The 22462-nt window shown below is 61.9% G+C and carries 20 protein-coding genes and 1 tRNA gene; 14 read left to right on the top strand and 7 right to left on the bottom strand.

From position 1 onward, the window contains the following. Positions 1–897 (bottom strand): GlxA family transcriptional regulator, encoded by an 897-nt coding sequence (locus tag CK218_RS19490; RefSeq protein ID WP_245433081.1) that lies wholly within the window; start codon positions 895–897, stop codon positions 1–3. Between the two features lie 191 nt (positions 898–1088). Between CK218_RS19490 and CK218_RS19485 the strand changes: the two genes are divergently transcribed. After that, complete coding sequence (locus CK218_RS19485; protein ID WP_067000588.1) at positions 1089–1586, top strand: GAF domain-containing protein; 498 nt, start codon at positions 1089–1091, stop codon at positions 1584–1586. Positions 1587–1708: 122 nt separating this feature from the next. Further along, entirely contained in the window at positions 1709–3142 is a 1434-nt protein-coding gene (locus tag CK218_RS19480) for an aldehyde dehydrogenase family protein (protein ID WP_095828574.1), read from the top strand. A 109-nt stretch (positions 3143–3251) separates the two neighbouring features. Here CK218_RS19480 and CK218_RS19475 read toward each other — a convergent pair whose 3' ends face one another. Together CK218_RS19475 and CK218_RS19470 are read right to left on the bottom strand one after the other, a co-directional pair. Further along, positions 3252–3485: a hypothetical protein gene (locus tag CK218_RS19475; RefSeq protein ID WP_067329916.1), complete on the bottom strand. Its 234-nt coding sequence runs from the start codon at positions 3483–3485 to the stop codon at positions 3252–3254. Between the two features lie 997 nt (positions 3486–4482). Continuing rightward, entirely contained in the window at positions 4483–4746 is a 264-nt protein-coding gene (locus CK218_RS19470) for a hypothetical protein (protein ID WP_095801247.1), read from the bottom strand. A gap of 101 nt (positions 4747–4847) precedes the next feature. Here CK218_RS19470 and CK218_RS19465 point away from each other — a divergent pair, with 101 nt between their 5' ends. The 3 genes from CK218_RS19465 to CK218_RS30240 are packed head-to-tail and all read left to right on the top strand — an operon-like array spanning position 4848 to position 6143. Continuing rightward, entirely contained in the window at positions 4848–5312 is a 465-nt protein-coding gene (locus tag CK218_RS19465) for a hypothetical protein (protein WP_067329922.1), read from the top strand. A 46-nt stretch (positions 5313–5358) separates the two neighbouring features. Beyond that, positions 5359–5874 carry a metallophosphoesterase gene (locus CK218_RS19460; RefSeq protein WP_095828573.1) on the top strand — a complete coding sequence of 172 codons (516 nt, stop codon included), beginning with the start codon at positions 5359–5361 and terminating at the stop codon, positions 5872–5874. 44 nt (positions 5875–5918) lie between these two features. Further along, positions 5919–6143 carry a hypothetical protein gene (locus CK218_RS30240; RefSeq protein ID WP_067329928.1) on the top strand — a complete coding sequence of 75 codons (225 nt, stop codon included), beginning with the start codon at positions 5919–5921 and terminating at the stop codon, positions 6141–6143. Between the two features lie 10 nt (positions 6144–6153). Here CK218_RS30240 and CK218_RS19455 read toward each other — a convergent pair whose 3' ends face one another. Beyond that, a complete protein-coding gene (locus CK218_RS19455; RefSeq protein WP_067329930.1) occupies positions 6154–7047 on the bottom strand; it encodes a lipid kinase in 894 nt (297 codons plus the stop codon). A gap of 779 nt (positions 7048–7826) precedes the next feature. Here CK218_RS19455 and CK218_RS19450 point away from each other — a divergent pair. The 7 genes from CK218_RS19450 to CK218_RS19425 all read left to right on the top strand — a co-directional run bounded on the left by CK218_RS19450 (position 7827) and on the right by CK218_RS19425 (position 17245). Continuing rightward, a complete protein-coding gene (locus tag CK218_RS19450; protein WP_245435085.1) occupies positions 7827–9782 on the top strand; it encodes an HWE histidine kinase domain-containing protein in 1956 nt (651 codons plus the stop codon). A gap of 174 nt (positions 9783–9956) precedes the next feature. Beyond that, the gene (locus CK218_RS19445; protein ID WP_245435082.1) at positions 9957–11426 is read left to right on the top strand and encodes a winged helix-turn-helix domain-containing protein; all 1470 of its coding nucleotides are present in this window, start codon (positions 9957–9959) and stop codon (positions 11424–11426) included. A gap of 100 nt (positions 11427–11526) precedes the next feature. Beyond that, positions 11527–11772, top strand: coding sequence for a hypothetical protein (locus CK218_RS19440; protein ID WP_067000612.1), 246 nt, complete (start codon positions 11527–11529; stop codon positions 11770–11772). Positions 11773–11840: 68 nt separating this feature from the next. Continuing rightward, positions 11841–11999, top strand: coding sequence for a hypothetical protein (locus tag CK218_RS30675; protein ID WP_179294537.1), 159 nt, complete (start codon positions 11841–11843; stop codon positions 11997–11999). A 278-nt stretch (positions 12000–12277) separates the two neighbouring features. Further along, positions 12278–12658 carry a cupin domain-containing protein gene (locus tag CK218_RS19435; protein WP_095828570.1) on the top strand — a complete coding sequence of 127 codons (381 nt, stop codon included), beginning with the start codon at positions 12278–12280 and terminating at the stop codon, positions 12656–12658. Between the two features lie 92 nt (positions 12659–12750). Beyond that, complete coding sequence (locus CK218_RS19430) at positions 12751–15933, top strand: efflux RND transporter permease subunit (RefSeq protein WP_095828569.1); 3183 nt, start codon at positions 12751–12753, stop codon at positions 15931–15933. After that, positions 15926–17245 carry an efflux RND transporter periplasmic adaptor subunit gene (locus tag CK218_RS19425; RefSeq protein ID WP_245435080.1) on the top strand — a complete coding sequence of 440 codons (1320 nt, stop codon included), beginning with the start codon at positions 15926–15928 and terminating at the stop codon, positions 17243–17245. The genes CK218_RS19430 and CK218_RS19425 overlap by 8 nt, the downstream gene beginning before the upstream one ends. 297 nt (positions 17246–17542) lie before the next feature. On the opposite strand, the gene CK218_RS30670 is transcribed toward CK218_RS19425, so the two are convergent. From CK218_RS30670 to CK218_RS19405, 3 genes are all read right to left on the bottom strand, one after another. Further along, complete coding sequence (locus CK218_RS30670; protein WP_156752737.1) at positions 17543–17701, bottom strand: hypothetical protein; 159 nt, start codon at positions 17699–17701, stop codon at positions 17543–17545. Positions 17702–18998: 1297 nt separating this feature from the next. Then, positions 18999–19072: transfer RNA gene (locus tag CK218_RS19410), tRNA-Gln, on the bottom strand. A 143-nt stretch (positions 19073–19215) separates the two neighbouring features. Beyond that, a complete protein-coding gene (locus CK218_RS19405; RefSeq protein ID WP_095828567.1) occupies positions 19216–20148 on the bottom strand; it encodes a YbhN family protein in 933 nt (310 codons plus the stop codon). A gap of 250 nt (positions 20149–20398) precedes the next feature. On the opposite strand from CK218_RS19405, the gene CK218_RS19400 reads away from it, so the two are divergent. Both CK218_RS19400 and CK218_RS19395 read left to right on the top strand, forming a co-directional pair. Further along, positions 20399–21727, top strand: a complete 1329-nt coding sequence (locus tag CK218_RS19400; protein WP_067000993.1) for a Ppx/GppA phosphatase family protein — start codon at positions 20399–20401, stop codon at positions 21725–21727. Continuing rightward, the gene (locus tag CK218_RS19395; protein WP_095828566.1) at positions 21727–22428 is read left to right on the top strand and encodes an RlmE family RNA methyltransferase; all 702 of its coding nucleotides are present in this window, start codon (positions 21727–21729) and stop codon (positions 22426–22428) included. Before CK218_RS19400 ends, CK218_RS19395 begins: the two co-directional genes overlap by 1 nt. Positions 22429–22462: the final 34 nt, after the last annotated feature.

Here is a 22462-nt window from a genome sequence, read left to right as displayed (position 1 = left end):
CTACCGCCGCCGCATCGCCTTCGGCGCCTGCCCATGCTCCTCCTTGAAAGCCCGCGCGAAACTCGACATCGAAGCAAAACCGCAGGCCAGCGCAACATCGCGCACCATCAGCGTCGAATGCGCCAGCAGATCGGCGGCGCGCTTCAGCCTGAGCCGCCGGTAATAGCCGTTCGGCGAGATATCCAGCTCGGCGCGGAAATTGCGCTCGAGCTTGTCGGGCGAGACCCCAAGCCGCTCAGCCAGCTCCGCCATGCCGAGCCGTTCCTCGACCGCGTCCTCCATGATGGCGATCGCCGACAGCACCAGCTCGTTCTGCACCCCGGTGCGCAGGCGCAGCGGCATCAGCTTGCGGTCGACGCTCGACCGCAGGGGAGAGTGCACGAACCATTCCGCGACACCAGCGGCAAGCTCGGCGCCGTAGTCGCGCGTGATGATCTCCAGCATCATGTCGAGGCTGCCGACGCCGCCGGCCGAGGTAAAACGCTTGCGGTCGATGACGAAGAGATCGCGCCTGAGCTCGATGTCGGGAAACGCCTCGGTGAAAGCGGCCTGGCTGGTCCAGTGCAAGGTGCAGGCATGGCCGTCGAGCAGGCCGGCGCGGGCGAGGAAGAACGCCGCATCCGCCACCGCGCCGATATGCGCGCCACCGCGCAGGCTTTTGCGGATCCAGCTCATCGCCTCGTCGGCCACGACATGGTCGGCATCGCCGCCCGAGCAGACGACGATGCGATCGACCTTCGGTGCGTTGGCGGCCGAGAAGCCGGGCTGGATGACGACGCCGTTGGAGGCTTCGACCGTGCCCTGATCCGCGCCGACGATCACCCATCGGTAGCAGTCGCGCTTCGCAAGAATGTTGGCGCCGCGCAGCGGCTCGATGACAGAAGAAAACGCCATCATCGGAAAGCCGGGAAAGACCAGCACCGCAAAGGTGAGCGGGGTCTCGCCTGCCTCCGGCTGCGCGCGGTCGCGTTTTCGGTTGGCGAGAATGGCGCTCACGACTTGTGTATTTCCCGCGCGCAGCATTGGTGGCAGATAAGGCCAAACTGTAGCGGGCGCTTCAGCGCCTTAGCAACGGAGAAACGACCAGGATGTTTGCGGCAACGGCCCTCGACACGAGCAACAAGCCGGCCTTCTACGATGAGCTGGCCAGGCAATTGAAAGCGCTGCTGGAAGGCGAGCGAGACTCGATCGCCAACGCCGCCAACACCTCGGCGCTCATCTACCAGATGGTGCCCGACCTCAACTGGGCGGGTTTCTATTTCCTTCAATCCGACGAAGAGCTGGTGCTCGGCCCCTTCCAGGGCAAGCCGGCCTGCGTGCGCATAGCGGTCGGCAAGGGCGTCTGCGGCACGGCGGTCGATCTCGATATGTCGATGCTGATCAAGGACGTGCACGATTTTCCCGGCCACATCGCCTGCGATGCCGACTCGCGCTCGGAACTGGTCGTGCTCTTGCGCGACGACGAAGGCATCTTCGGCGTGCTCGATCTCGACAGCCCGCTGCCAGGCCGCTTCGACAAGGAAGACCAGGCCGGCATCGAGAAGCTTGCCGCGATCTATGTGGCCGCCAGTTCCTTTGAGGACTGAACTCTTAGCGGACTGCGGTACGGCTCCGCCGCTGGCTCAACGACCCTGTCTTGCGTTGCCATACGCGCGTCGTTATCTCTGGCGGAATATGACGCTCGCCAAGCGCGCCGAAGGGAGAAGATATGTCGCACAATCTGCAGTTCTATATCGAAGGCGTGTGGGTCGATCCGGTGGTGCCGAACAATTTCGACGTCATCGATCCGTCGAACGAAGACGCCTTCGCGCAGATCTCGCTGGGCACCAAGGCCGATGTCGACAAGGCGGTCGCTGCCGCCAGGCGCGCCTTCGCTACTTTCGGCTTCAGTGAAGTCGAGGAGCGCCTCGACATCCTCAACCGCGTCATCGAGGTCTACAAGAAGCGCAGCAAGGACCTTGCGCTCGCCGTCTCGCGCGAGATGGGCGCGCCGCGCCAGATGGCGCTGGACAGCCAGGTCGGCGTCGGCCAGGCGCATCTGGAGAAGATGGCCGAGGTGCTGAAGACCTTCCAGTTTCGCCATGTCAAAGGCTCCTCGCTGATCGTCAAGGAGCCGATCGGCGTCGTCGGCCTGATCACGCCCTGGAACTGGCCGCTCAACCAGATCACCTGCAAGGTCGGCCCGGCGCTCGCCGCCGGCTGCACCATGGTGCTGAAGCCGTCGGAGATCGCGCCGCTCGACGCCATCATCTTCGCAGAGATCATGGACGAGGCCGGTGTGCCGAAGGGCGTCTTCAACCTGGTCAACGGCGATGGCCCAACTGTCGGGCAGGCTTTGGCCAGCCATCCGGATGTCGACATGATATCCTTCACCGGCTCGACGCGGGCCGGCATCCTCGTCGCCAAGGCGGCCGCCGACACGGTGAAGCGTGTGCATCAGGAGCTCGGCGGTAAATCCGCCAACATCCTGTTCCCCGACGTCGATCTGCAAAGGGCGGTGACCAAGGGCGTGGCCGGCTGCTTTGGCAATAGCGGCCAGTCCTGCAACGCGCCGACCCGCATGTTCGTGCCGCGCGACCGGCATGACGAGGCCGCCGGCTATGCCAGGACGGCGGCGGAGAAACTCACCGTCGGGCCGGCCGACGCGCCGGGAACGAAGCTCGGCCCGGTGGTAAGCCAGCTGCAGTTCGACAAGATTCAAGACCTGATCCAGAGCGGCATCGACGAAGGCGCGACCCTGATCGCTGGCGGCCCCGGCCGTCCGGCCGAGCTCAACCGCGGCTACTATGTCCGCCCGACCGTCTTCGCCAACGTGACGCACGACATGCGCATCGCGCGCGAAGAAATCTTCGGGCCGGTGCTGTCGATCATGCCTTACGACACGGTCGAGCAGGCGATCGAGCTGGCCAACGACACCGTCTTCGGCCTCGCCTCCTACATCCAGGCCAAGGACATCGAGAAGGCGCGCCAGGCCGCGGCCCGCATGCGCTCCGGCAACGTCTATATCAACTATCCGACGTGGGACGCCGGCCTGCCCTTCGGCGGCTACAAGCAGTCCGGCAACGGCCGCGAATATGCCGAATACGGTCTCGAGGATTTTCTGGAGATCAAGGGCATCGCGGGATACGCGGCGGCGGAGTAGGCGGAGCAGAGGCCGGCGCAGGCAGATAGGGAAAGGGCGCGATCTCGGCTTCGCCATTTGCCATGAGCCGCTTGCCGCGACAGCCGATCAGCTCTTCCTCGCCGCCTTCTTACCCGCGCCTTGCCTCGATGATGCCCACCATGGCGCGGGTGAATTCGACCACGCTGTTTGCCGTGATGGCGGCATTGTCGGGGCTCTGGCCGATTTGCTCGGCTGCTCCGCAGCACGAGCGGCGGATGAGGTCGTAATGAGCAAGTCTTTCATCGTCCGGCAACGCCGCCAGGTTCAAGGCTCGACGGTGAAGCATGCGCAACAGCTGCGCCAGCGCTGTTTCGACACTCATGCGTTTGGCTCCGCATCGGTCGAACGTCTCGGCACATAAAGCGCCGGATCGTCGATCAGGGGGCGGTTCTCGTCCCCGATCCGGCAAGGCTGCGCCTTAGTCGTTAATACATCGTTGATCGCTAATATGATCGGCGAAGCCTTTGGGGCGGATTCCCGGATGCTATCGGATGCGGCGGAGGCAGATCATCCCCGCGCGGTACGGCTAACATCCTCGACATTTCAAAATCTAACGATCGGCAAAATGCACCAGTAAGGATGCTTGGTAAGGGTTGATTCAACCCTTGCTGGTATGTAAAAGGTGGCGGCTCCGGCCAGGGGTAGGGTTGCCTGAAAGCCGGAGCCGCCTGCGCGGCCGATGGGTAGTGTCCGCGCTGTCCCAGAATAGGACAGCGCGGTCTACGATTCGTTAATTCGCTAATATATCGTCGTATGGGAAGCTCGCGGACAGCGATGCCGGCAAACGACATATCCCAAGCAATTGAATTCTCACACGAAGTTCTAGCTGCAAATCTGGATTCGAACCAGGACCGGCGGAGTTAATAGTCCGCTGGTCTACCCGTTCCCTATCACCAGCAAACGCTGCCAGCTCCCAGATAAGATCCACCATGTCTTTGGCCTTGTTTTCGGGGGGCGTTGGGATCGAGTAGGGATGGTGATGGGGTCGACAGACCGGCCCGGCCGTCATCCTGAATGATGATTGCATCGATGCACTTCGTCGCCCAATGCTCAAGCCCTTTGCCATGGTTAACGAGTCATGGGCCGGCGGGACCTTCATAAAGACTTTGCTAATATTAGAAAGAAGACAAGCCGTTCAGCGGAACAAGCCTCGCTGAACGCAGTTCGGTGCGACGTGGCGTCGGCTATTGCCGTCGCGTTGGGAGACAGCAGCGCAAGCGAACCCGACAGGAAGCCAAGCCTTCGCACGGCCTCTCGCGAGCTGCCAAGAAATGAGTGGAACATCACCCAGGTGCGCAATGACTACCTCCAAACACATTTCAGCGTTCGACCTCGATCAGTTGCGAGAAGCCTTCAAGCAATTGACTCGCGAGCAAGGTATCACAGTCGAAGAACGGGACGTATACGCCCAGCTTTTCCTGAAGCAGACCTGCGCCCCAGTTTTTCCGCTCGGGCCTGAACGGCGGCCGGTTCAGGCTTCGAGTTAGCTTGGTGTGCCGCATCGACGGTTGCGGGTCCACGGCAGCTTCCCGCAAAGTCCGGCGACACACTTGCGCCAAGCCAGGCTTGTCCGTCGAGATCATGGCCCGAACGCCGCTGCAGCTCTGCGATAGATCACCAGATGGTGGGCCGGGGGGCCCCCAACTGATCTGGACGCCCTATGAAGCGGCGCTAAATCAAGCCGATGCGGGTTGCGTTCAGTATATTTACTTTTCTTTTTTGCACCGCCTCTCTTCAGGCCCAGGAGTGGCAGCCGTTTGGGGTCCGGCAACTGGGCTTCACATTCGATGTTCCGCCTGGTTTCGTCCTCACCCAGCATTCGGATCAGGGTGCTGCATTCCAAGGCGAACAAGACGCGTTTCTTGCCGTGTGGGGCGCCAGACTTGGAAGAGCCAGCTTTCGGGCCGAGATCGAGCATCGCATGCTGGAAGACGAGAAGGCCGGCTGGAAGTTGACGTACCGGCGCCTGACCTCGACCTGGGCCAGCTATTCAGGGATCAACAACGGCGAGATCCGATATGTTCGCGCCATCAGGGTCTGTGATGACCGCGCCGCGCTTTTCACGATCAACTACAGCAGATCGGAGAAAACGCCTTATGATCGGATCATTGTGCGAATGGTAAGATCCCTAAGGGCCGAAGGCTGCTAGCCTTAGGCCCAGGGTGGGTTTCGATCTGCATTGCCGGCATGCCCTGATGCTATTTTTTACGAGCGACACGCATTTCAATGATGCCCGCATCCTGCGGATTGACCGGCGGCCTTTCGCATCGCTTGCCGAACATGACGAAGCGCTGATCTCTTTCTGGAACGAGACCGTCACGCCTGACGACGAGGTCTGGCATCTTGGCGACTTCGCGCGCCACGGCAAAGCAGGCGGGGAGGCACTTCTGTCGCGCCTCAATGGGCGCAAGAACCTGATCATCGGCAACAATGACCCGGACGAAACGACCGCCGCCGACGGATGGGCCAGTATTCAGCATTACGCGGAACTCAGGTTCAATGGGGTGCTTCTCATCCTGTGCCACTATCCGTTCCGCACCTGGAATCGGATGGGCAAGAAGTCGATCAATTTGCACGGTCACTCGCATGGGAAGCTTAAGCCGCTTCCACGCCAGTACGACGTTGGCGTAGATGCTTGGAACTTTCGGCCGGTCCCGCTTCCAGCATTGATCCAAAAAGGCGGTGCCCGGGCGCAAGCTTCGCTAGCTTAAAGTAGGTCAGCCGGCCAGCGAGAGCATCAGGGGCGGCCGTTCTTTTGGACCGCGCTAACCGAACACCCGAGTCCTTCATCATCGACGGCGAGATGATCACGCGGGATCCCGACGGACGGCCGAACTTCCATGCCATCCATTCGCGCATGACCTGGAACGCCCAGGCTCGCCTTCGTCGCTTTCGACCTTCTCTCCTCAACGGCGAGCACATTCGTGCTCTGCCGCTGATCGAGCGCAAGGCGAGGCACTGGAAACTGATCAAACCGTAAGACGGGGCGCTCACACGGCGCGATCCGGCGCGAAGACCGAGATCGCCTTTGGGTGAACCTTGAAATGGGCCGGTGTCGACGTGACGATCTCGCCATCGGTGTTGACCGGCATCGCCTTCCGCGTCTCGATGTCGAACTCGACGCACCTGGCCGTGCGCACCTCACGCCATGCGCCATGCGTTCCAGAACGGAAAGAGCGGAGCATCAGCGCCAGCTTCCAGAGGTTCGTCATTTCCAAGCTATAGAGATCGAGATGTCCGTCATCGATCTCGGCCGTTTCTTCCACGACGTTGCCGCCGCCGTAGTGCCGACCGTTTCCAACCGCGATCTGGTAGGTTTCCACCTCGATCGCCGCGCCTTTCTCGGTAATCTTCGCGTGAAACCGCGCGGCCCGGGTCAACACTTTCATCGCCGCCAGCGCATAGCCCAGCCTGCCGAAGCGCTTCTTCAGTGCGGGGTCAAGACCCTGCGCCAGTTCGGTGCTGAGTCCGATACTTGCGACATTGAAAAAGGCATGACCGTTGACCGTCCCGACATCGATCAGTCGGGTTCGGCCTCGCGCGATCACATCGGCGGCCTGCAGGAGATCCATCGGAATGTTGAGCGTACGAGCAAGGTCATTCGCCGTCCCCATAGGAATGATGCCCATCGGCAGGCCGCTTTCCATGATCGCCGTCGCCGCCGAGGACACCGAACCATCGCCACCGCACACGACCACAAGATCGGCCATATGGCGTAAGCGAACGATGTCTCGAGCGATTTCAGGCAACGCCTCGAACATCTCAACGGTGACGGAAAGCCGACCTCGCCCCAGCCGCTCCACAATTGGCGCGAGCATCTCCTGGCCGCGCCGAGCCTTGGGATTGAGGAGCAGCAACGCGCGCCTTTTGGCTGCTTCGCTCATTCAAAGATCGGTCCGACTGATCATGGCTCAACGCAAATAGGGTGGCTGCTTCCGGATTTCGACCGCAAACCGACGCGAAACGTCACGCCTGCCCCGCCTATGGCGCGCGGTTTCTAAGCGACAAGCGCGCCTTCGGCGTCGGATCATTCGCGGCCAAAAGGTCCACATTGGCTATGGCGAAGCGCTTTCTTGAGAAGGCGGGCTGAAGCGATCCGCTTTCTGCAGTAGGACTCCCGAGGAGCGAGAGAGCCTCTTTGGCTAGTGAAGTTTGTCCTTGGAAGGTTTGGCGGCCGACTCGCTCAAGATTTCTTTAAGCGCTTGCTCCAGCTCCAGCCCGATCATGGGCTCGGGAATCGCAATCACGTCATTCCGGTATAGTCGAGACCTTCGCTGCCCGTGGACACCCGTCGGTGCCTGTCTCTTCCGCATCGAAGCTGGCCCCCTCAGCGAGATCGTTGTCCGCCACCTTTTCGTTCCTCGAATGAAAGGCACGGGATACGCTGGCCCGCCGAGACGGAAATGAGGGCAAAACCAAGCTCTGGTTCCCGCGTGGCTCCTCTGTCCACCCCTCGGGCGGGACTCTTTGCAACTCAGTGATTTTCGCTTAGCCGCATTGTCTGGCGCCAAGCGGCCTTCGAGCTTGGCCATGTTCAGCAGTGTTAATCTAAGCTTGTCGTTCGCCAGCTTGCGGCTAAGCTTGCAGTATTGGGGAAGACAGGGAAACAGATTTGCCTCGTCGATCGGTACGAGCCCATCTGCTTGGACTAATCGCAGCGGCCGTGTTGCCGGTCTGGCTGTTTGCTGCCTATCTGTTCGTTGCCTACGCCCTGCATGAGCAGTCTCGTATCGAGCAGGAGGCGCTTTGGATTGCTCGTCAGGTGTCGCTGGTCGTTGATGGCGAACTCGTCAATCTCAAGACCCTTCTGGAAGGGCTCTCCAAGTCGCCTGCTCTCGCCAATGATGATCTGCAGGCTTTTAGCAACGAGGCGAGCCGCCTCGTCCAGGGTACGGATCAGGTAATCACGCTGCGTGATCTCGGTGGCCGCGCCTTGGCAAGCACTCAATCCGCCAAGGGCTCCGAGCCTTCGGCCGAACCGCTGACGCCCGAAGAGCGCGAGCACCTGGATCTTGCTGGCGTGCTGGTCAGCAACGTGTTCGCCGCGCCGGGATCGAACGCATACCGGATCGCAGTCACCAGACAAGTGTCGGGCTCGAAAGGCCAGGCGTTGCTGCTTTCGATGTCGGTCCCGACGGAACGCATTCGCCTTGCTATGCTGCCCGCGGTACCAGCAGGGTGGACGGTCGCTGTCGGTGATCGTGAGGGCAACTACGTTGCAAGGTCCAAGTTGCATGGTCAGGTGACCGGCAAGCCCGGTTTGCCGGAATATTTAGCAAAGGTCGTCGGTCGCTCCGGTACGTTCCGATCTCGCAATTTCGAAGGCACCACGCTGCTGGCCGGGTACTACCGATCGCCCTATTCGGACTGGTTCTACACCGCCAATGTTCCGCTCTCTGATGTTCAGGCACCTCTCTGGTGGTCTCTCGCACAGATTGGTGCAACAGGCTTAACAGCGCTGCTTATTTCGCTCACTCTGGGCTACGTGGTCGGTAAAACCTTCACCAAGGCGACAGTCGACCTCGCCGCGCGCGCCGATGCGCTCGGCAAAGGCAGCGAGGTCAAACCTATGTCGACGTCTGTCGCCGAGTTCGACACGATTGCCCAAGCCATGATCAAAGCCGGCCGTGCAATCGCGGAACGCACGCGCGAGTTGGAAACCGTTCTGGATACGGCGCCGGTGGCGGTCTGGTTCACCTATGATCCGCAAGCGCGACAGGTGATCCGCAACCGGTTCGCGGCGGAACTGATGGGCCTATCGACGGAGTCCCGGAGATCCTTTGGGACGCCCGACCTGGTGATCGAAACGCTGGCGTACAAAGACGGCCAGACCATCAGCCGGGAAGACCGTCCGCTGAGCAGAGCCATGCGCGGCGAGGAAACTGACAGTGAGGAATTCGCCTATACGCTGCCATCCGGGGTGCAACGTTACCTGCTTTCCAGCGCGCGGCCCGTCCGCGATGAGGCAGGCTCGGTAATAGGCGCTGTCCAGATCAGCCTCGACATCTCCGAGCGCAAACGGAGTGAGGAGCAGCGCCAACTGTTGATCAATGAACTAAACCACCGGGTCAAGAACACGCTGGCCGTAGTTCAGGCAATCGCGAGCCAGACCATGCGCAGCGCAACCAGCCTCGCGCTCGCAAAGGAGGCGCTTTCGGCCCGGCTGGTTTCGCTGGCACAAGCGCATGATATCCTCACCCGGGAGAATTGGAGCGGTGCCGATCTCAGCACGCTCATTGCCGCCTCGATCGACCCGCATGCCTCTCTCGATCGGTTCGATCTCACAGGCGAGCCGGTTTGGTTGCCCTCGAACGTGGCGCTTTCCTTCGCGCTGGCCATTCATGAACTTACCACGAACGCCATCAAATATGGGGCGCTCTCCAATCCTACCGGATCGGTCTCGATCTCGTGGCGGTTGGAATACGTCGATGGGGGCCGAATTCTGGTCCTGGAATGGTGCGAGGAAGGCGGCCCGCCGGTCGTGCCTGGCAAACACGGCTTTGGTACGCAACTCCTGCAGCGAGTGTTCGACAGCGAAAGAACGGGCGGGGTTGAGCTGGTCTACGATCGCTCCGGGCTGCGTTGCATTTTTAAGGTGGGATTGGACCGCAGCAAGTAGCGTAAGTGCCGACGCAAACACCAGACGGCGACGAGACCCGCGACGTCTTTCAGCACTACCACCTAGGAAGAATGGAGAGTTTGGCCCGGGAATTTAGGGGGGTGCCTGTTCCGACAACTTCCAAACGTCTAATGTGCCCAAATGCAGCGGTGTCGCATCGCCTTCGGTCCGTTCGTGCTCGATCCCGACATGGGGACGCTTCTTAAAGACCAGATCCCGATCACTGTTGGGCATCGTGGGCTGACGCTGCTTGCTGCGCTTACCGCACGGCCCGGTGAGATCCTGACGAAGGCCGAGCTGATGGACGCTGCCTGGCCGGGCACCGCCGTTGAGGAAGGCAACCTTACCGTCCAAATCGCGACGCTGAGAAAGGCACTCGGTCCGGCTGATAACGGCGGTGAGTGGATCGCCACAGTGCCTCGCCTCGGGTACCGCTTCACGGGGACTGTCGAGCCGGCTGCGAGCGCGTCCTACGGAGCGATCCCACCGCCCGGCAAGCCGTCGATCGCGGTGCTGCCCTTTGTCAACTCGGGCGGCGATCCGGACCAGCAGTATCTCAGCGACGGCATAACCGAGGACATAATTACGGAGCTGGCCAGGTTCCGCTCCCTGCTCGTCATCGCACGCAATTCATCGTTTCAGTTCCGTCACCCCGCATTGGACACTGCCGAAGCCCACCGCAAGCTCGGAGTTCGCTACCTCGTCGCAGGCAGCATACGAAAGCTCGGTGATCGCATTCGGATCACCACACAATTGATTGATGCCGCCACCGGCACCCACCTTTGGGCCCAACGGTACGACCGGGCCCTCAACGACATCTTCGCATTGCAAGACGAGGTTGCGGCTCTTATCGCCTCGATGGTCGAAGGCCAAGCGGAGGCCGATTCTGCGAGCCGCAGCAGACGCAAGCGTCCGACCGATTGGGACGCATACGACTACTACCTGCAGGGGCGCGCGCACTTCTACCGATATGAACTGGACAAGGCCGAGCCCCTCTTCGCGCAGTGTATCAAGCTCGATTCGGCATTCGCTCAAGGTCACGCCTTCCTGGCGCAGGCCTTCGTCGGCAGATTTTGGTACGACAACGATCTGCGGACGCTACAGAAGGCCTGGGACGCCGCTCGAACGGCGCTCGCTCTCGACAGGAACGATGGCGTCTGTCATCAGAGTATGGGGCTGGTGCTTACGCACATGCGCCAACACAGCGATGCGGGAGTGCATTTCGAGCGAGCGCGCTCGTTGAACCCGCTGGACGTGAACATAGCGGGGGATTACGCAAGCTGGCTCAACTACGGCGGACGGGCCGAGACGGCGCTCAACGTGCTCGAAACAGCGCTCCTGCGCGAGCCGGTACCACCGATGTGGTTCTGGGAGGTGAAGGGTAGCTCCCTGTTCCTGCTTGGAAGGTACTCCGAAGCCGTCGCTTCGTATCAGAAGGCTGGCGACCAATTCTTCGTCCATGCTTTCCTCGCAGCGTCTTACGCACATTTAGGCGAGACGGAGAAGGCCCGCGCTGAAGTCGAGGAAGCACTGACCAGGAAACACGACCTGACTCTCCGGCTGATTTCAAATCTCCCGTTCGCCGACCATGTCGCCCTCGGGCTTTTCACATCAGGCTTCAGAAAGGCCGGTTTTCCCGCCTGAACGCACCCCAGGGAAGGCTATTTTCACACTCGGAGGGGTGGATGCTTTCCCATCTCTCAAATTTGAATGCGGGTGCATCTCGTGCGGCCCACAATAATGCATGCCGAACTATCTGTTCGAAGTCTTCCGAAATGGGCAAAGCCTCGGCGATGCTTGGGTCGACCTCGGCAATCTCACCGACCTGCGACGAGAAGCGCTGAAGGCGCTTCACGATATCGCTGCAGACGAAATCGCCTCAAGCGACTTGGATGAGACTGTGACCGTTGCCGTTCATGACGAAGCCGGCAGGCCGGTATATTCTGCAAGTCTCACCGTCTCGCAGCCGCTGCCCGCCTTCAACGGCTAGGAGTCGTGCGCTCATCCTCCAGCGGCAGGGACGCGCCCGGTCGCAGCGAAGCCGGAACTGGCAGTTTGATGAAGGGGAAAGACGGTAGCGGAAGAGAGCGTTTCCTGCCGCTGATCCTGATCTCGCCGCTCGCGGCCCTGCGCACGCGAGTGGCGTTCCTCTGCAGCATATTGGCTTGGAAGACCGACCAGCCAGTTGAGGCTGAAGCCGCACATTATTCACCGTAGTGATGAGTGTTTCTGCGTTTTCCAAATTGGACGCGTACAACCTTTTTGGGCGATGTTCGTTCAGAACGCCTCTGCTCTCAACGCCACCAGCGAAGCAGGGCTGCGTGCCTGACGACCGATGGAGCAGACATCGATGCCTGTCGGGAACGCGCGATCGGGCCCACGCTGCAGCGGACCTCGATTGCGGGCTGGAGGCAGAAGGCACTGCTTGCCCAGGGAAGTTGAATAGGGAGTTGGTCGGCTCCCCTAAGAGTTGCCTTTCGACCAAGGAGTGATCGATGAAGTCGGCTTTCCGGTACCTGATGTTCGCCGCGGCCTTGCTGTCGCCAGCGGGAATGAATGCAGTCCAGGCAGCGGACGCTCAAATGCCACTCGTTGTTGCGAGGCCCCGGGAACCCTCCATCACCACGAGCACGTCCGAGACGTCCCGGGTCAACGGCCAGAGCGGTACGGTGCTCCATGTGAATGCGACGAAGCCTGGATTGCATGCCGTGTTGCTGCGGCTTGAGCCGCACAAACGCGTCATGCCGCTGTCGCACCCCGATTCCCGCTTCGCGACGATCCTGTCGGGAACCTTCCACGTTGCGTTTGGCGACACATACGACGCAACCAAGCTCAAGGCCCTTCCGCCTGGTGGCATCTACACTGAACCGGCCTAGGCAAAGGTTCGGTTGCCGAATGGTGTGAGTAAGAAAACCTGAAGGGTTGAGGCGACCTACACGCGTCATTGGTTCGCCTCAGGCATTGTTTCATGATTGCACTCGTCCGCATTGCCCTCAGCCGGCCCTACACCTTCATCGTATTGGCGCTGCTGATCCTGATCATCGGCCCGCTCGTGGCCCTGCGCACCCCCACGGACATCTTTCCCGATATCCGTATCCCGGTGATCAGCGTGATCTGGCAATATACGGGCCTGCCGCCCGATCAGATGTCGGGCCGCATGACGACGCCGTTCCAGCGTTCGCTGACCACCACCGTCAACGACATCCAGCATATCGAATCCACCTCTTACAACGGCTTCGGCATCATCAAGGTGTTCTTCCAGCCGAATGTCGACATCCGCACAGCCAATGCGCAGGTCACCGCAGTGGCACAGACCGTGCTCAAGCAGATGCCGGCCGGTGCAACGCCGCCCCTGATCCTCAACTACAACGCTTCCACCGTACCGATCCTGCAGATTGCCCTTTCGGGGCAGGGCCTGACCGAGCAGGCGCTGGCTGACCTTGGCCTCCAGACCATCCGCACACCGCTTACGACGGTGCCGGGCGCCGCCATTCCCTATCCGTTCGGCGGCAAGACCCGCCAGGTGCAGATCGACCTTAACCCTTACGCACTGCAGGCGCGCGGCCTGTCGGGGCAGGACGTCGCCAATGCGCTGGCCGCCCAGAACCTGATCACACCGGTCGGCACCGAAAAGATCGGTCGCTACGAATATGCGGTGCAGCTCAACGATGCTCCGTCTTCGCTGACTGACCTCGCTGATCTGCCGATCAAGTCGGTGAACGGGACGCTTGTCTATGTGAAGGACGTGGCGACGGTGCGGGACGGCAATCCACCGCAAACCAACATCGTCCATGTCAACGGCACCCGCTCGGTCCTGCTTCAGATTCTCAAGAATGGCTCGGTCTCGACGCTCGCGATCATCCAGGGCATCAAGGATCAACTCGCCTTGATGCGAGCGAGCTTGCCCGACAATCTTCAGGTGTCGCTGCTCGGCGACCAGTCGCTCTTCGTCCGCGGCGCCATCACCGGCGTGGCGCGCGAAGGCGCGATTGCAGCCGCGCTCACCAGCATGATGATCCTGCTGTTCCTCGGCAGCTGGCGCTCCACCATCATTATTGCCGCGTCGATCCCGCTCGCGATCCTCGGTTCGGTGATCGCGTTATCGATGATCGGCGAGACGCTCAACATCATGACGCTTGGCGGCCTGGCGCTCGCCGTCGGTATCCTTGTCGACGATGCGACGGTGACCATCGAGAATATCAACTGGCATCTCGAACACGGCAAGGAGGTTCGGACGGCGATCCTTGACGGTGCCCGGCAAATCGTGACGCCGGCCTTCGTCTCAATGCTGTGCATCTGCATTGTCTTCGTGCCGATGTTCTTCCTCGACGGCATTGCACGTTTCCTCTTCGTGCCGATGGCCGAGGCAGTGATGTTCGCGATGATCTCGTCCTTCATCCTCTCGCGCACCTTCGTGCCGACGCTGTGCAACTACCTGCTCAAACCGCATGTCGATCATAGGGAGCACGGCAAGCCGCGCAGCTACAACCCTCTGGTGCTGTTCCAGCGTGGCTTCGAGGCGACGTTCGAACGCATCCGTGTCGGTTATCACGGCCTGCTGGAGCTGGTGCTCGGCCACCGGATGGTGTTCGTTGCCGGGTTCATGGCCTGCGTCATGGGGTCCTTCCTGCTGACGCCCTATCTGGGACGGAATTTCTTCCCCGCTGTCGACACCGGGCAAATCCTGATGCATGTGCGCCTTGGCATCGGCACCCGCGTCGAGGAGAGCGCTAACCAGTTCGCCGACATCCAAAAGGCAATCCGCCAGCTGATTCCGCCCGACCAGCTCGACACGTTGGTCGACAATATCGGCGTCCCGGTCTCGGGCATCAATCTGGCCTACAACAACACAGGCGTGATCGGTTCCCAGGATGGCGACATCCAGGTCAAGCTGTCGCGAGACCACCGACCGACCGATGAATACGTCCGCAAGATGCGCGAAGAGCTGCCGCGCCGGTTCCCGGGCGTGACCTTCGCCTTCCTGCCGGCCGACATTATCAGCCAGATCCTGAATTTCGGTGCACCAGCACCTGTCGATATCCAGGTGCGCGGCAACAATCTGTCGGCGAACTTCAAATATGCCGGTCTCGTGCTGGACCGCCTGCGGCACATTCCCGGCGTTGCCGATGCCCGCATCCAGGAATCGCAGGCCAATCCGACACTGAACGTCGATGTTGACCGCGCCCAGGCCGAATATATCGGCCTTACCGAGAAGGACGTCACCAACAGCCTCGTCGTCGACCTTGCCGGTTCGAGCCAGGTGTCGCCGACCTACTGGCTCGACCCAAAGAGCGGCGTGTCCTATCCGATCGTGATGCAGACGCCGCAATACCAGGTGGATACGCTGGGCGCCCTGCAGACGACGCCGATCACGGCGGCCGGCATCGGGACGCTGCCCATCCTCGGCGGCGTCGCCAGTGTGAAGCGCTCGGTCAGCAACGCAGTCGTCTCGCAATACAACATCGTGCCGATGGTGCAGATCTACGCCACCACGCAGGGGCGCGACCTCGGCGCCGTCGCCACCGATATCAACAAGATCCTTGCTGACACCGCCGCCGATTTGCCGAAGGGCAGCTCCGTTTCCTTGCTCGGTCAGGTGCAGACCATGAACAGCGCCTTCGCCGGCCTGCTATTCGGCCTGCTCGGCGCCATCGTGCTGATCTATCTGCTCATCGTCGTGAACTTCCAGTCCTGGTCGGACCCCTTCGTCATCGTCTCGGCGCTGCCGGCCGGCCTTGCCGGCATCGTCTGGATGCTGTTCGTCACGCAGACGCCGATGTCGGTGCCTGCCCTCACGGGTGCGATCATGTGCATGGGCGTGGCGACCGCCAACTCCGTGCTCGTGATCAGCTTTGCCCGCGAACGCCTGGCGGAACTGGGCGACCCGATTGCCGCCGCCCTCGAAGCCGGCTTCGTCCGCTTCCGGCCAGTCTGCATGACCGCACTCGCCATGATCATCGGCATGGCGCCGATGGCTCTCGGCCTCGGTGAGGGCGGCGAGCAGAACGCCCCGCTCGGGCGCGCCGTGGTCGGCGGCCTGATCTTCGCAACCATGGCAACGCTGCTCTTCGTGCCCGTTGTCTTCAGCCTCGTCCACAAGCGTGAGGCCAAGCCGGCTGCAGCGCCTTCGGAGACCTTGCATCATGCTTGAGCACGCTACCGAGCAGAAGCTCGACACGAGCCCCGAAATCGCTCCCATGCCGCGACACGACACCGACAACGGGCATGAAAGCTCTAAAACACCTGACAAGTCGCTCGACACGGCTGGGACAACCGAGGTGACGTCCTCGGAACGCAAGCCTGGCCGCTCACCGGTCGGGCTCGGCATCTTCGGCGTCGTCGCCATCGCCGGTGCCGCGACCCTGGTCTACACCGGTGTCAGTGCTCGCCAAAGGAGCGCGGTCGAGCTGCGGCAATGGACGGAGGCGCAGGCGATACCAAGCGTTGCCCTGGTGACGCTCAACGCCAAGCCTGGCGTCGTCAGCCTAAATCTGCCCGGACGGCTGCAGGCCAACGACAGCGCACCAATCTATGCCCGCGTCAGCGGTTATGTGAAGGATTGGAAGGTCGATATCGGCGCGAGCGTCAAGGCGGGGCAGACCCTAGCCGAGATCGAGGCCCCCGATCAGGACCAGCAATTGCTGCAGGCCAAGGCCGACCTCGCCAACGCTAAATCGGCCGAGGTCCTGGCCGACATCACCCTCAAGCGCGAGCGTCCGCTGCTCGAATCCCGGACCGTCGCGCAGCAGGAAATCGACCAGCGCGTGGCAGATCTAGCCAGCAAGCAGGCCGCGGTGAATTCCGGCGAGGCCAATGTCGAGCGCCTTGAGGTGCTGTCCGCCTACAAGACCGTCGCCGCGCCGTTCGACGGCCTCATCACTGCGCGCAACACCGATGTCGGTTCGCTTATATCGGCCGGATCGAGCGCCGGGCAGGCGATGTTCGTGGTCTCGGACGTACATACGCTGCGCGTCTATATCAACGTGCCGCAGAACTACGCACCGGATGTGAAGTTGGGTTCGCAGGCCACCGTCTCGGTGCCGGAATATCCGGGCCGCAGCTTCCCGGCTACCATCGTCGCCTCGGCTCGGGCGGTCGACATCACGTCCGGCACGACGCAGATGCAGCTTTCCGTCGACAACGCCAAGGGAGAGTTGATGCCCGGCGCCTATGCCAATGTGAAGGTGGATCTCTCCGGGGTGGCCGGCACATTCCGCATTCCCGTCAGCGCGCTCATCTTCGACGAGAGAGGCCTGCGCGTCGCCACTGTCGGGCAAGACAATCGCGCTACCTTCAAGACGGTGACGATCGCCCGCGACCTGGGCAACGAGATCGAACTGGCCTCGGGCGTCGCTGCCGACGACCATGTCATCGCCACTCCGCCTGACGGTCTGGCGGAGGGCGACGAAGTCCATATCGTCAAGCTGTCACAGGCCAAGGAAGCCACACCCAAGGTCCCCTAGGCGAAGTGGCGAAAGACTATTCCCGAACCCGGCTGGCCGGGGGACTGGACGCCTACATGCGACCAGGTCGGGGCGGTCCTGCCGATTGCCGCCGCTAACGAGCCTTGATCGCGATCAGAGAGATCGAGACTGTCATCGCGATCACGACAAGCGTCCAAACCACCGCATTTGGCGTCAGGCGCCAACGGTGGCGTTCGGTCATCCGCTTGCGCCACAAGTCGGCGTGGTTCGCGCCTTCGTATTTTCCCGAAGGGCCAGGGCCGGGAGGTTTCTTGTGCTTGGCTCTAGCAGCCATGCCTAGCCGGCGACCGCAAGCACCAGGGCGATGCCCACGCCAATTGCGAGCCCAGTGGCGAGACTTTCTGCCATCCGCATGGCAAAGGCGCCGTAGCGCGTCCGCAGACTGGTTTGCGGGGCTGTCAGGATGCGAGCAAGATCATCGAGCGCGTCTTCCATGCCAAGATTCTAGATCGAAACGGATTCGCTGTGAATCCCCCATCCTCTGGTGCGAACACACCAGTTCTTAGCGAAGCGTCATCGGAATCCGATAACCCGCCGCTCGGTGTGCCCCCACACCCAGCGGCGGGCTAAGGTGACCGGCGCCTTTTCTCGTGGGGGAGAATTGCCTGAGAGCCCGGCGCCGGCCCAGCGACTAGTGGTCCGCCGCATATGCAAGATAGCTAATTTCTACCTCAAAAGGACATGGTGTGATCGCGTAACCTCTTTGGCAATCGCCCTGGCGATCAGGAATAAACCTCACCGGTGCGGCGGCCCCAATTTGCGAGGATCGCCATGGCAATGAAATTTCCCTTCACGGAAGTCACGCTCGGCAAAAAAGCTGGACGCCGGGACGGGCCTTTCTGTCTATTGCCTCACTTGCCGGCGGTCGGCGGTGCTGGACGTTGCCGCACTGGTGAAACGGCTCGGGCCAGACCATAAATGCCTGCTTTACGTACCAGTTGATGGGATCGCCTACAGTTGTTCGATGGCGCAAGAGTGATCGCGTAGGCGTTGAATTCGAGGGCACCGAGCCAAAGCCGAAGTGGTTAAATGCCGGTTCCCACCCTTCCTGTCTCTAGTGGCAGAAATGTCACGCAATCTGAATATGCAGCGCTTCAACTAGGGCGCGCTTATGATCCGTCTTACCGAGGCGTACCGTCTTGGCTGCGAGGGATGCGGGGACCACTGGAGCGCTCGCTGCGGCAACGCAGCGGGCGCTTCGCATGGGAGCTATGGCGATTTGCACCAGAGCAGGGTTAGCATCCGGCTTTCCGGGCCTTCTGTCAGCCCACTCTCCGGCTGGACCGCCAGCGCGCGGTCTCGATGTCGTCGCGGGAAATCCCCATGTCGCTGAGCATGTCGTCCGGTGAGTCGCTCAGATCGTCAGTTGCCTTCAATAGCGCCCTCTGATCGGCTCGGCGACCAAACCAATCGACAACGGGACCAGCTACGACAAGAGGAAGGTTCATAAGCATAGGAAGGTTCACAAGCATCAAGGCACTCCCTTCACCGCTGCACAAGCTAGGCCGATGCGCCACGAGCGTATGTGACAAGACTCACAGACCCGTTAGTGCCTGCTAATTCAAGAACGTGCCGAGAACATCACGGCCATTCCGTGTTCCATGGAGTGAGCGGGAATGTTTTGCAATGCACGGAAAAACAAGGACTTAGGTGAGAGCGTGCTGCAAATGAGATGTAACACGGTCCGGAGACCATGTTTTCATTAAGGCATAGTTCTGCTTGGATATTTCGTTGGCTGGGGAACCTGGATTCGAACCAGGACTAACGGAGTCAGAGTCCGCTGGTCTACCGTTAACCTATTCCCCAGCAGGCGCGGTTGGTGCCGCGCGAAGCGGGCGGCTCAAGCGCCGCGAGCGCTGCCTTGTAGCCGCCATCCGAAAATAGTCAACCCCGCGCCGCAGTTCAACCGCAGCCTTTTTCTCATTCGATCGCGGGCCGCATGGGGACGCTCAGCCTTCGCCGCGGCTGTATTGCGAATGCTCGAAGAACAGCACCACGCCGAGCCCGATCAGCAGCGGGATGATCAGGTAGAACAGGCGGAACACCAGGAGTGCGGCGAGCACGCCGACCGGATCCATGTGCGACAGTCCGGCCAGGAAGACCACCTCGAAGACGCCGAGGGCGCCCGGCGCATGCGACAGCAACCCGACCGAAAAGGATATCATGAAGACGCCGAGCACGACGAAATAGCCGGGATTGCCGGCCGCCGGCAAGGCAAAGTAGATGATGGCCGCCGCCGCGAGCAGCTCGACCGGGCCGATCAGCAATTGCCGCGCCACGATCGGCAGTGCCGGGTAATGCAGCTGGAAGCTGCCGACCTTGAGCGGGCTCAGATGCAGCCAGCTGCAGAACACATAGACCGCAACCAGGATCAGCATGGCGAGGCCGGCGGCTGTTGCCAGCTCGTGGTGCGGGGTCGTGGTAAAACGGTCGACGATCTGCGGCTCCAGCACCAGCACGAGGCCCCCGACAAGCAGGCTGGAGAGCACGAAGGTGATCCAGCAGATCGCCACCAGAACGCCGACATCCTGACCGGTCAGCCCCCTGGTGCCATAGGCGCGGTAGCGGATCACCGCGCCCGACAGCACCGAGCCGCCGATATTGTGCGACAGCGCATAGGTGGTGAAGGAGCAGAGCGTGACGAACAGCCACGAAACTTTCTTGCCGATGTGGAGCAGCGCAATGTGGTCGTAGCCGGCGAGGGAGGCATAGGCGACGACTGAGCTCAGCGCCGCCAGCACCCAGGCGCGCGGGGGGATGGCGACGATACCGGCCCAGACGTCGTCGAGTGAGATGCCGCGCAACTCATGGATGAGCAGCCAGAGCGAGAACACCACGGCCGCCATGCCGATGACGGGCCAGAAATAGCGCGTCCAGTTCATGGCGTCGTCGTCATGCGATTTAAGCTCATTGCTATGATGTCGCCCAAACCCGTTCCAAGTCTCATTGAGACATGCCTGATTGAAGCCGGCTATTCAACCGGCATGAGGTGGCCCCTGCGTGACGGCGCCAAAAATCGGGGCATGCGCTCTTGGTGATTGCAAAGCGCGCTGCTAGTCTGTTCTCAACTTGAAACAAATCGAGGTGCCTGCTGCGTCCTTGCTGGTTCGCGCGGCGCCGAAAGGAATTGAAGTGGAAGACCACGATACCGGCGCGGGCGCGTCGGCAGTGGGCGTGTCCGGGGCATCGCCGGCGGTACCGGCGGGCCCGCCCGCGGGGCGTTTCAGCCGCCATGCGGGCGCTCACGCAAGACATGCCGACAATCAAGGCGAGAACCAGAAAGGCAAAACGCGCAAGCGCCGCAAGCGCAGGCGAGGCCGCAAGGTTTTCGCACGTGATGAGAACGGCGGAATACCCTCGCCGGGGTCCGTCGCCGCTCCCGCCAGCCTCGCGCCTGAACCCGCGCCGATCGTCCCCCAGCCGCGACCGTCGCTTCCGAATGGCGCGCGCCCGCATCAGGAACTGCCGGTATTCGCAGCGCTCGATCTCGGCACCAACAATTGCCGGCTGCTGGTCGCGGTGCCCGCCCGCCACGGCCAGTTCCGCGTCATCGATGCGTTCTCGCGCATTGTCAGGCTGGGCGAGGGGCTTTCGGCCAGCGGCCGGCTCGGCCAGGCGGCCATGGACCGTGCCGTCGAGGCGTTGAAGGTCTGCGGAGACAAGCTGCGCAACCGCAAGATCAGGAAGGCGAGGCTAATCGCCACCGAGGCCTGCCGCTCGGCCGAAAACGGCGTCGAGTTCCTCGAACGGGTCGAGCGCGAGGCCGGTCTGAAGCTGGAGATCATCGATCGCCAGACCGAGGCCCGGCTGGCCGTCTCCGGCTGCGGCTCGCTGGTCGAGCGCGAAACGCGCGGCGTGGTGCTGTTCGACATCGGCGGCGGCTCGTCCGAGATCGCGTTGATCGACCTCACGCGCGGTCAGCGCTCGCCGCAGCTTGCCAACCACATCGTCTCCTGGACGTCGCTGCCCGTGGGTGTCGTCTCGCTCGCCGAACGTTTCGGCGGCCGCACGGTGACGCGCGAGACCTTCGCCGCCATGGTCGATGACGTTGCGGTGCGGCTCAAGGCCTTCGACGGGCGCGACCGGCTCGCGCATGTGCTCGCCAGCCCCAATTTCCATCTGCTCGGCACCTCCGGCACGGTGACGACGCTGGCCGGCGTCCATCTCGACCTCGAGCGCTACGATCGCCGCCGCGTCGACGGGCTGTGGATGGACCGTCAGAGCGTCGACCGCATGGTGGAAAAACTGATCGGCTGGGATTTCCAGCAGCGCGTCGCCAATCCCTGCATTGGCGCCGACCGCGCCGACCTGGTGCTGGCCGGCTGCGCCATCCTGGAAGCGATCCGCGGCGTGTGGCCGTCGGAGCGGCTGCGGGTCGCCGACCGCGGCCTGCGCGAAGGCATATTGAGCGAACTGATGGCCGATGACGGCGTCTGGCGTCATGACGGGCGTGGCCGATAATGAGCAGGAAGCCAGAGAAGCCGGGCTCGGCCGGCATGCGCGTGCTGAAGACCCGGATCAAGAAGAAGAGCGGCCTGAAGGAATCCTCGCGCCGCTGGCTCGAGCGGCACATGAACGACCCCTATGTGCAGCGCTCCAAGGCCGATGGTTACCGTTCGCGCGCCGCCTACAAGCTCACCGAGATCGACGACAAGCATCATCTTCTGAAACCCGGCATGAAGGTGATCGACCTCGGCGCCGCGCCCGGCGGCTGGTGCCAGGTGGCGGCGGCCCGCACCAAATCGAGCGCGGAAAATCCGCACGTCGTCGGCATCGACTATCTTGAGATGGACGCGGTGCCGGGCGCTGTCATCCTGCAGATGGATTTCCTCGATCATGATGCGCCGCAAAAGCTGTCAGAGGCGCTCGGCGGTCAGCCCGATGTCGTGCTGTCGGACATGGCGGCCCCCACCACCGGGCACCGCCGGACCGATCATCTGCGCACCATGCATTTGTGCGAAGTGGCGGCGGATTTCGCGCTGCAGGTTTTGAAGCCCGGCGGCCATTTCCTCGCCAAGACCTTTCAGGGCGGGGCCGAGAACGAGCTGCTCTCGCGGCTCAAGCAGAATTTCCGCTCGGTTCATCATGTGAAGCCGCCGGCCTCGCGCGACGAGTCGGTGGAGCTTTACTTGCTGGCGAAGGAGTTCAAGGGTAGCGCCTAACCTTCCCCCTTGTCAGGGGAGAAGTGAAGGTGGC

It is taken from the genome of Mesorhizobium sp. WSM3879 (assembly GCF_002294915.1).
Lineage (GTDB): Bacteria > Pseudomonadota > Alphaproteobacteria > Rhizobiales > Rhizobiaceae > Mesorhizobium.
The sequence above is the reverse complement of the archived record's forward strand: the minus strand, read 5'-3'. Positions and strand labels throughout refer to the sequence as shown.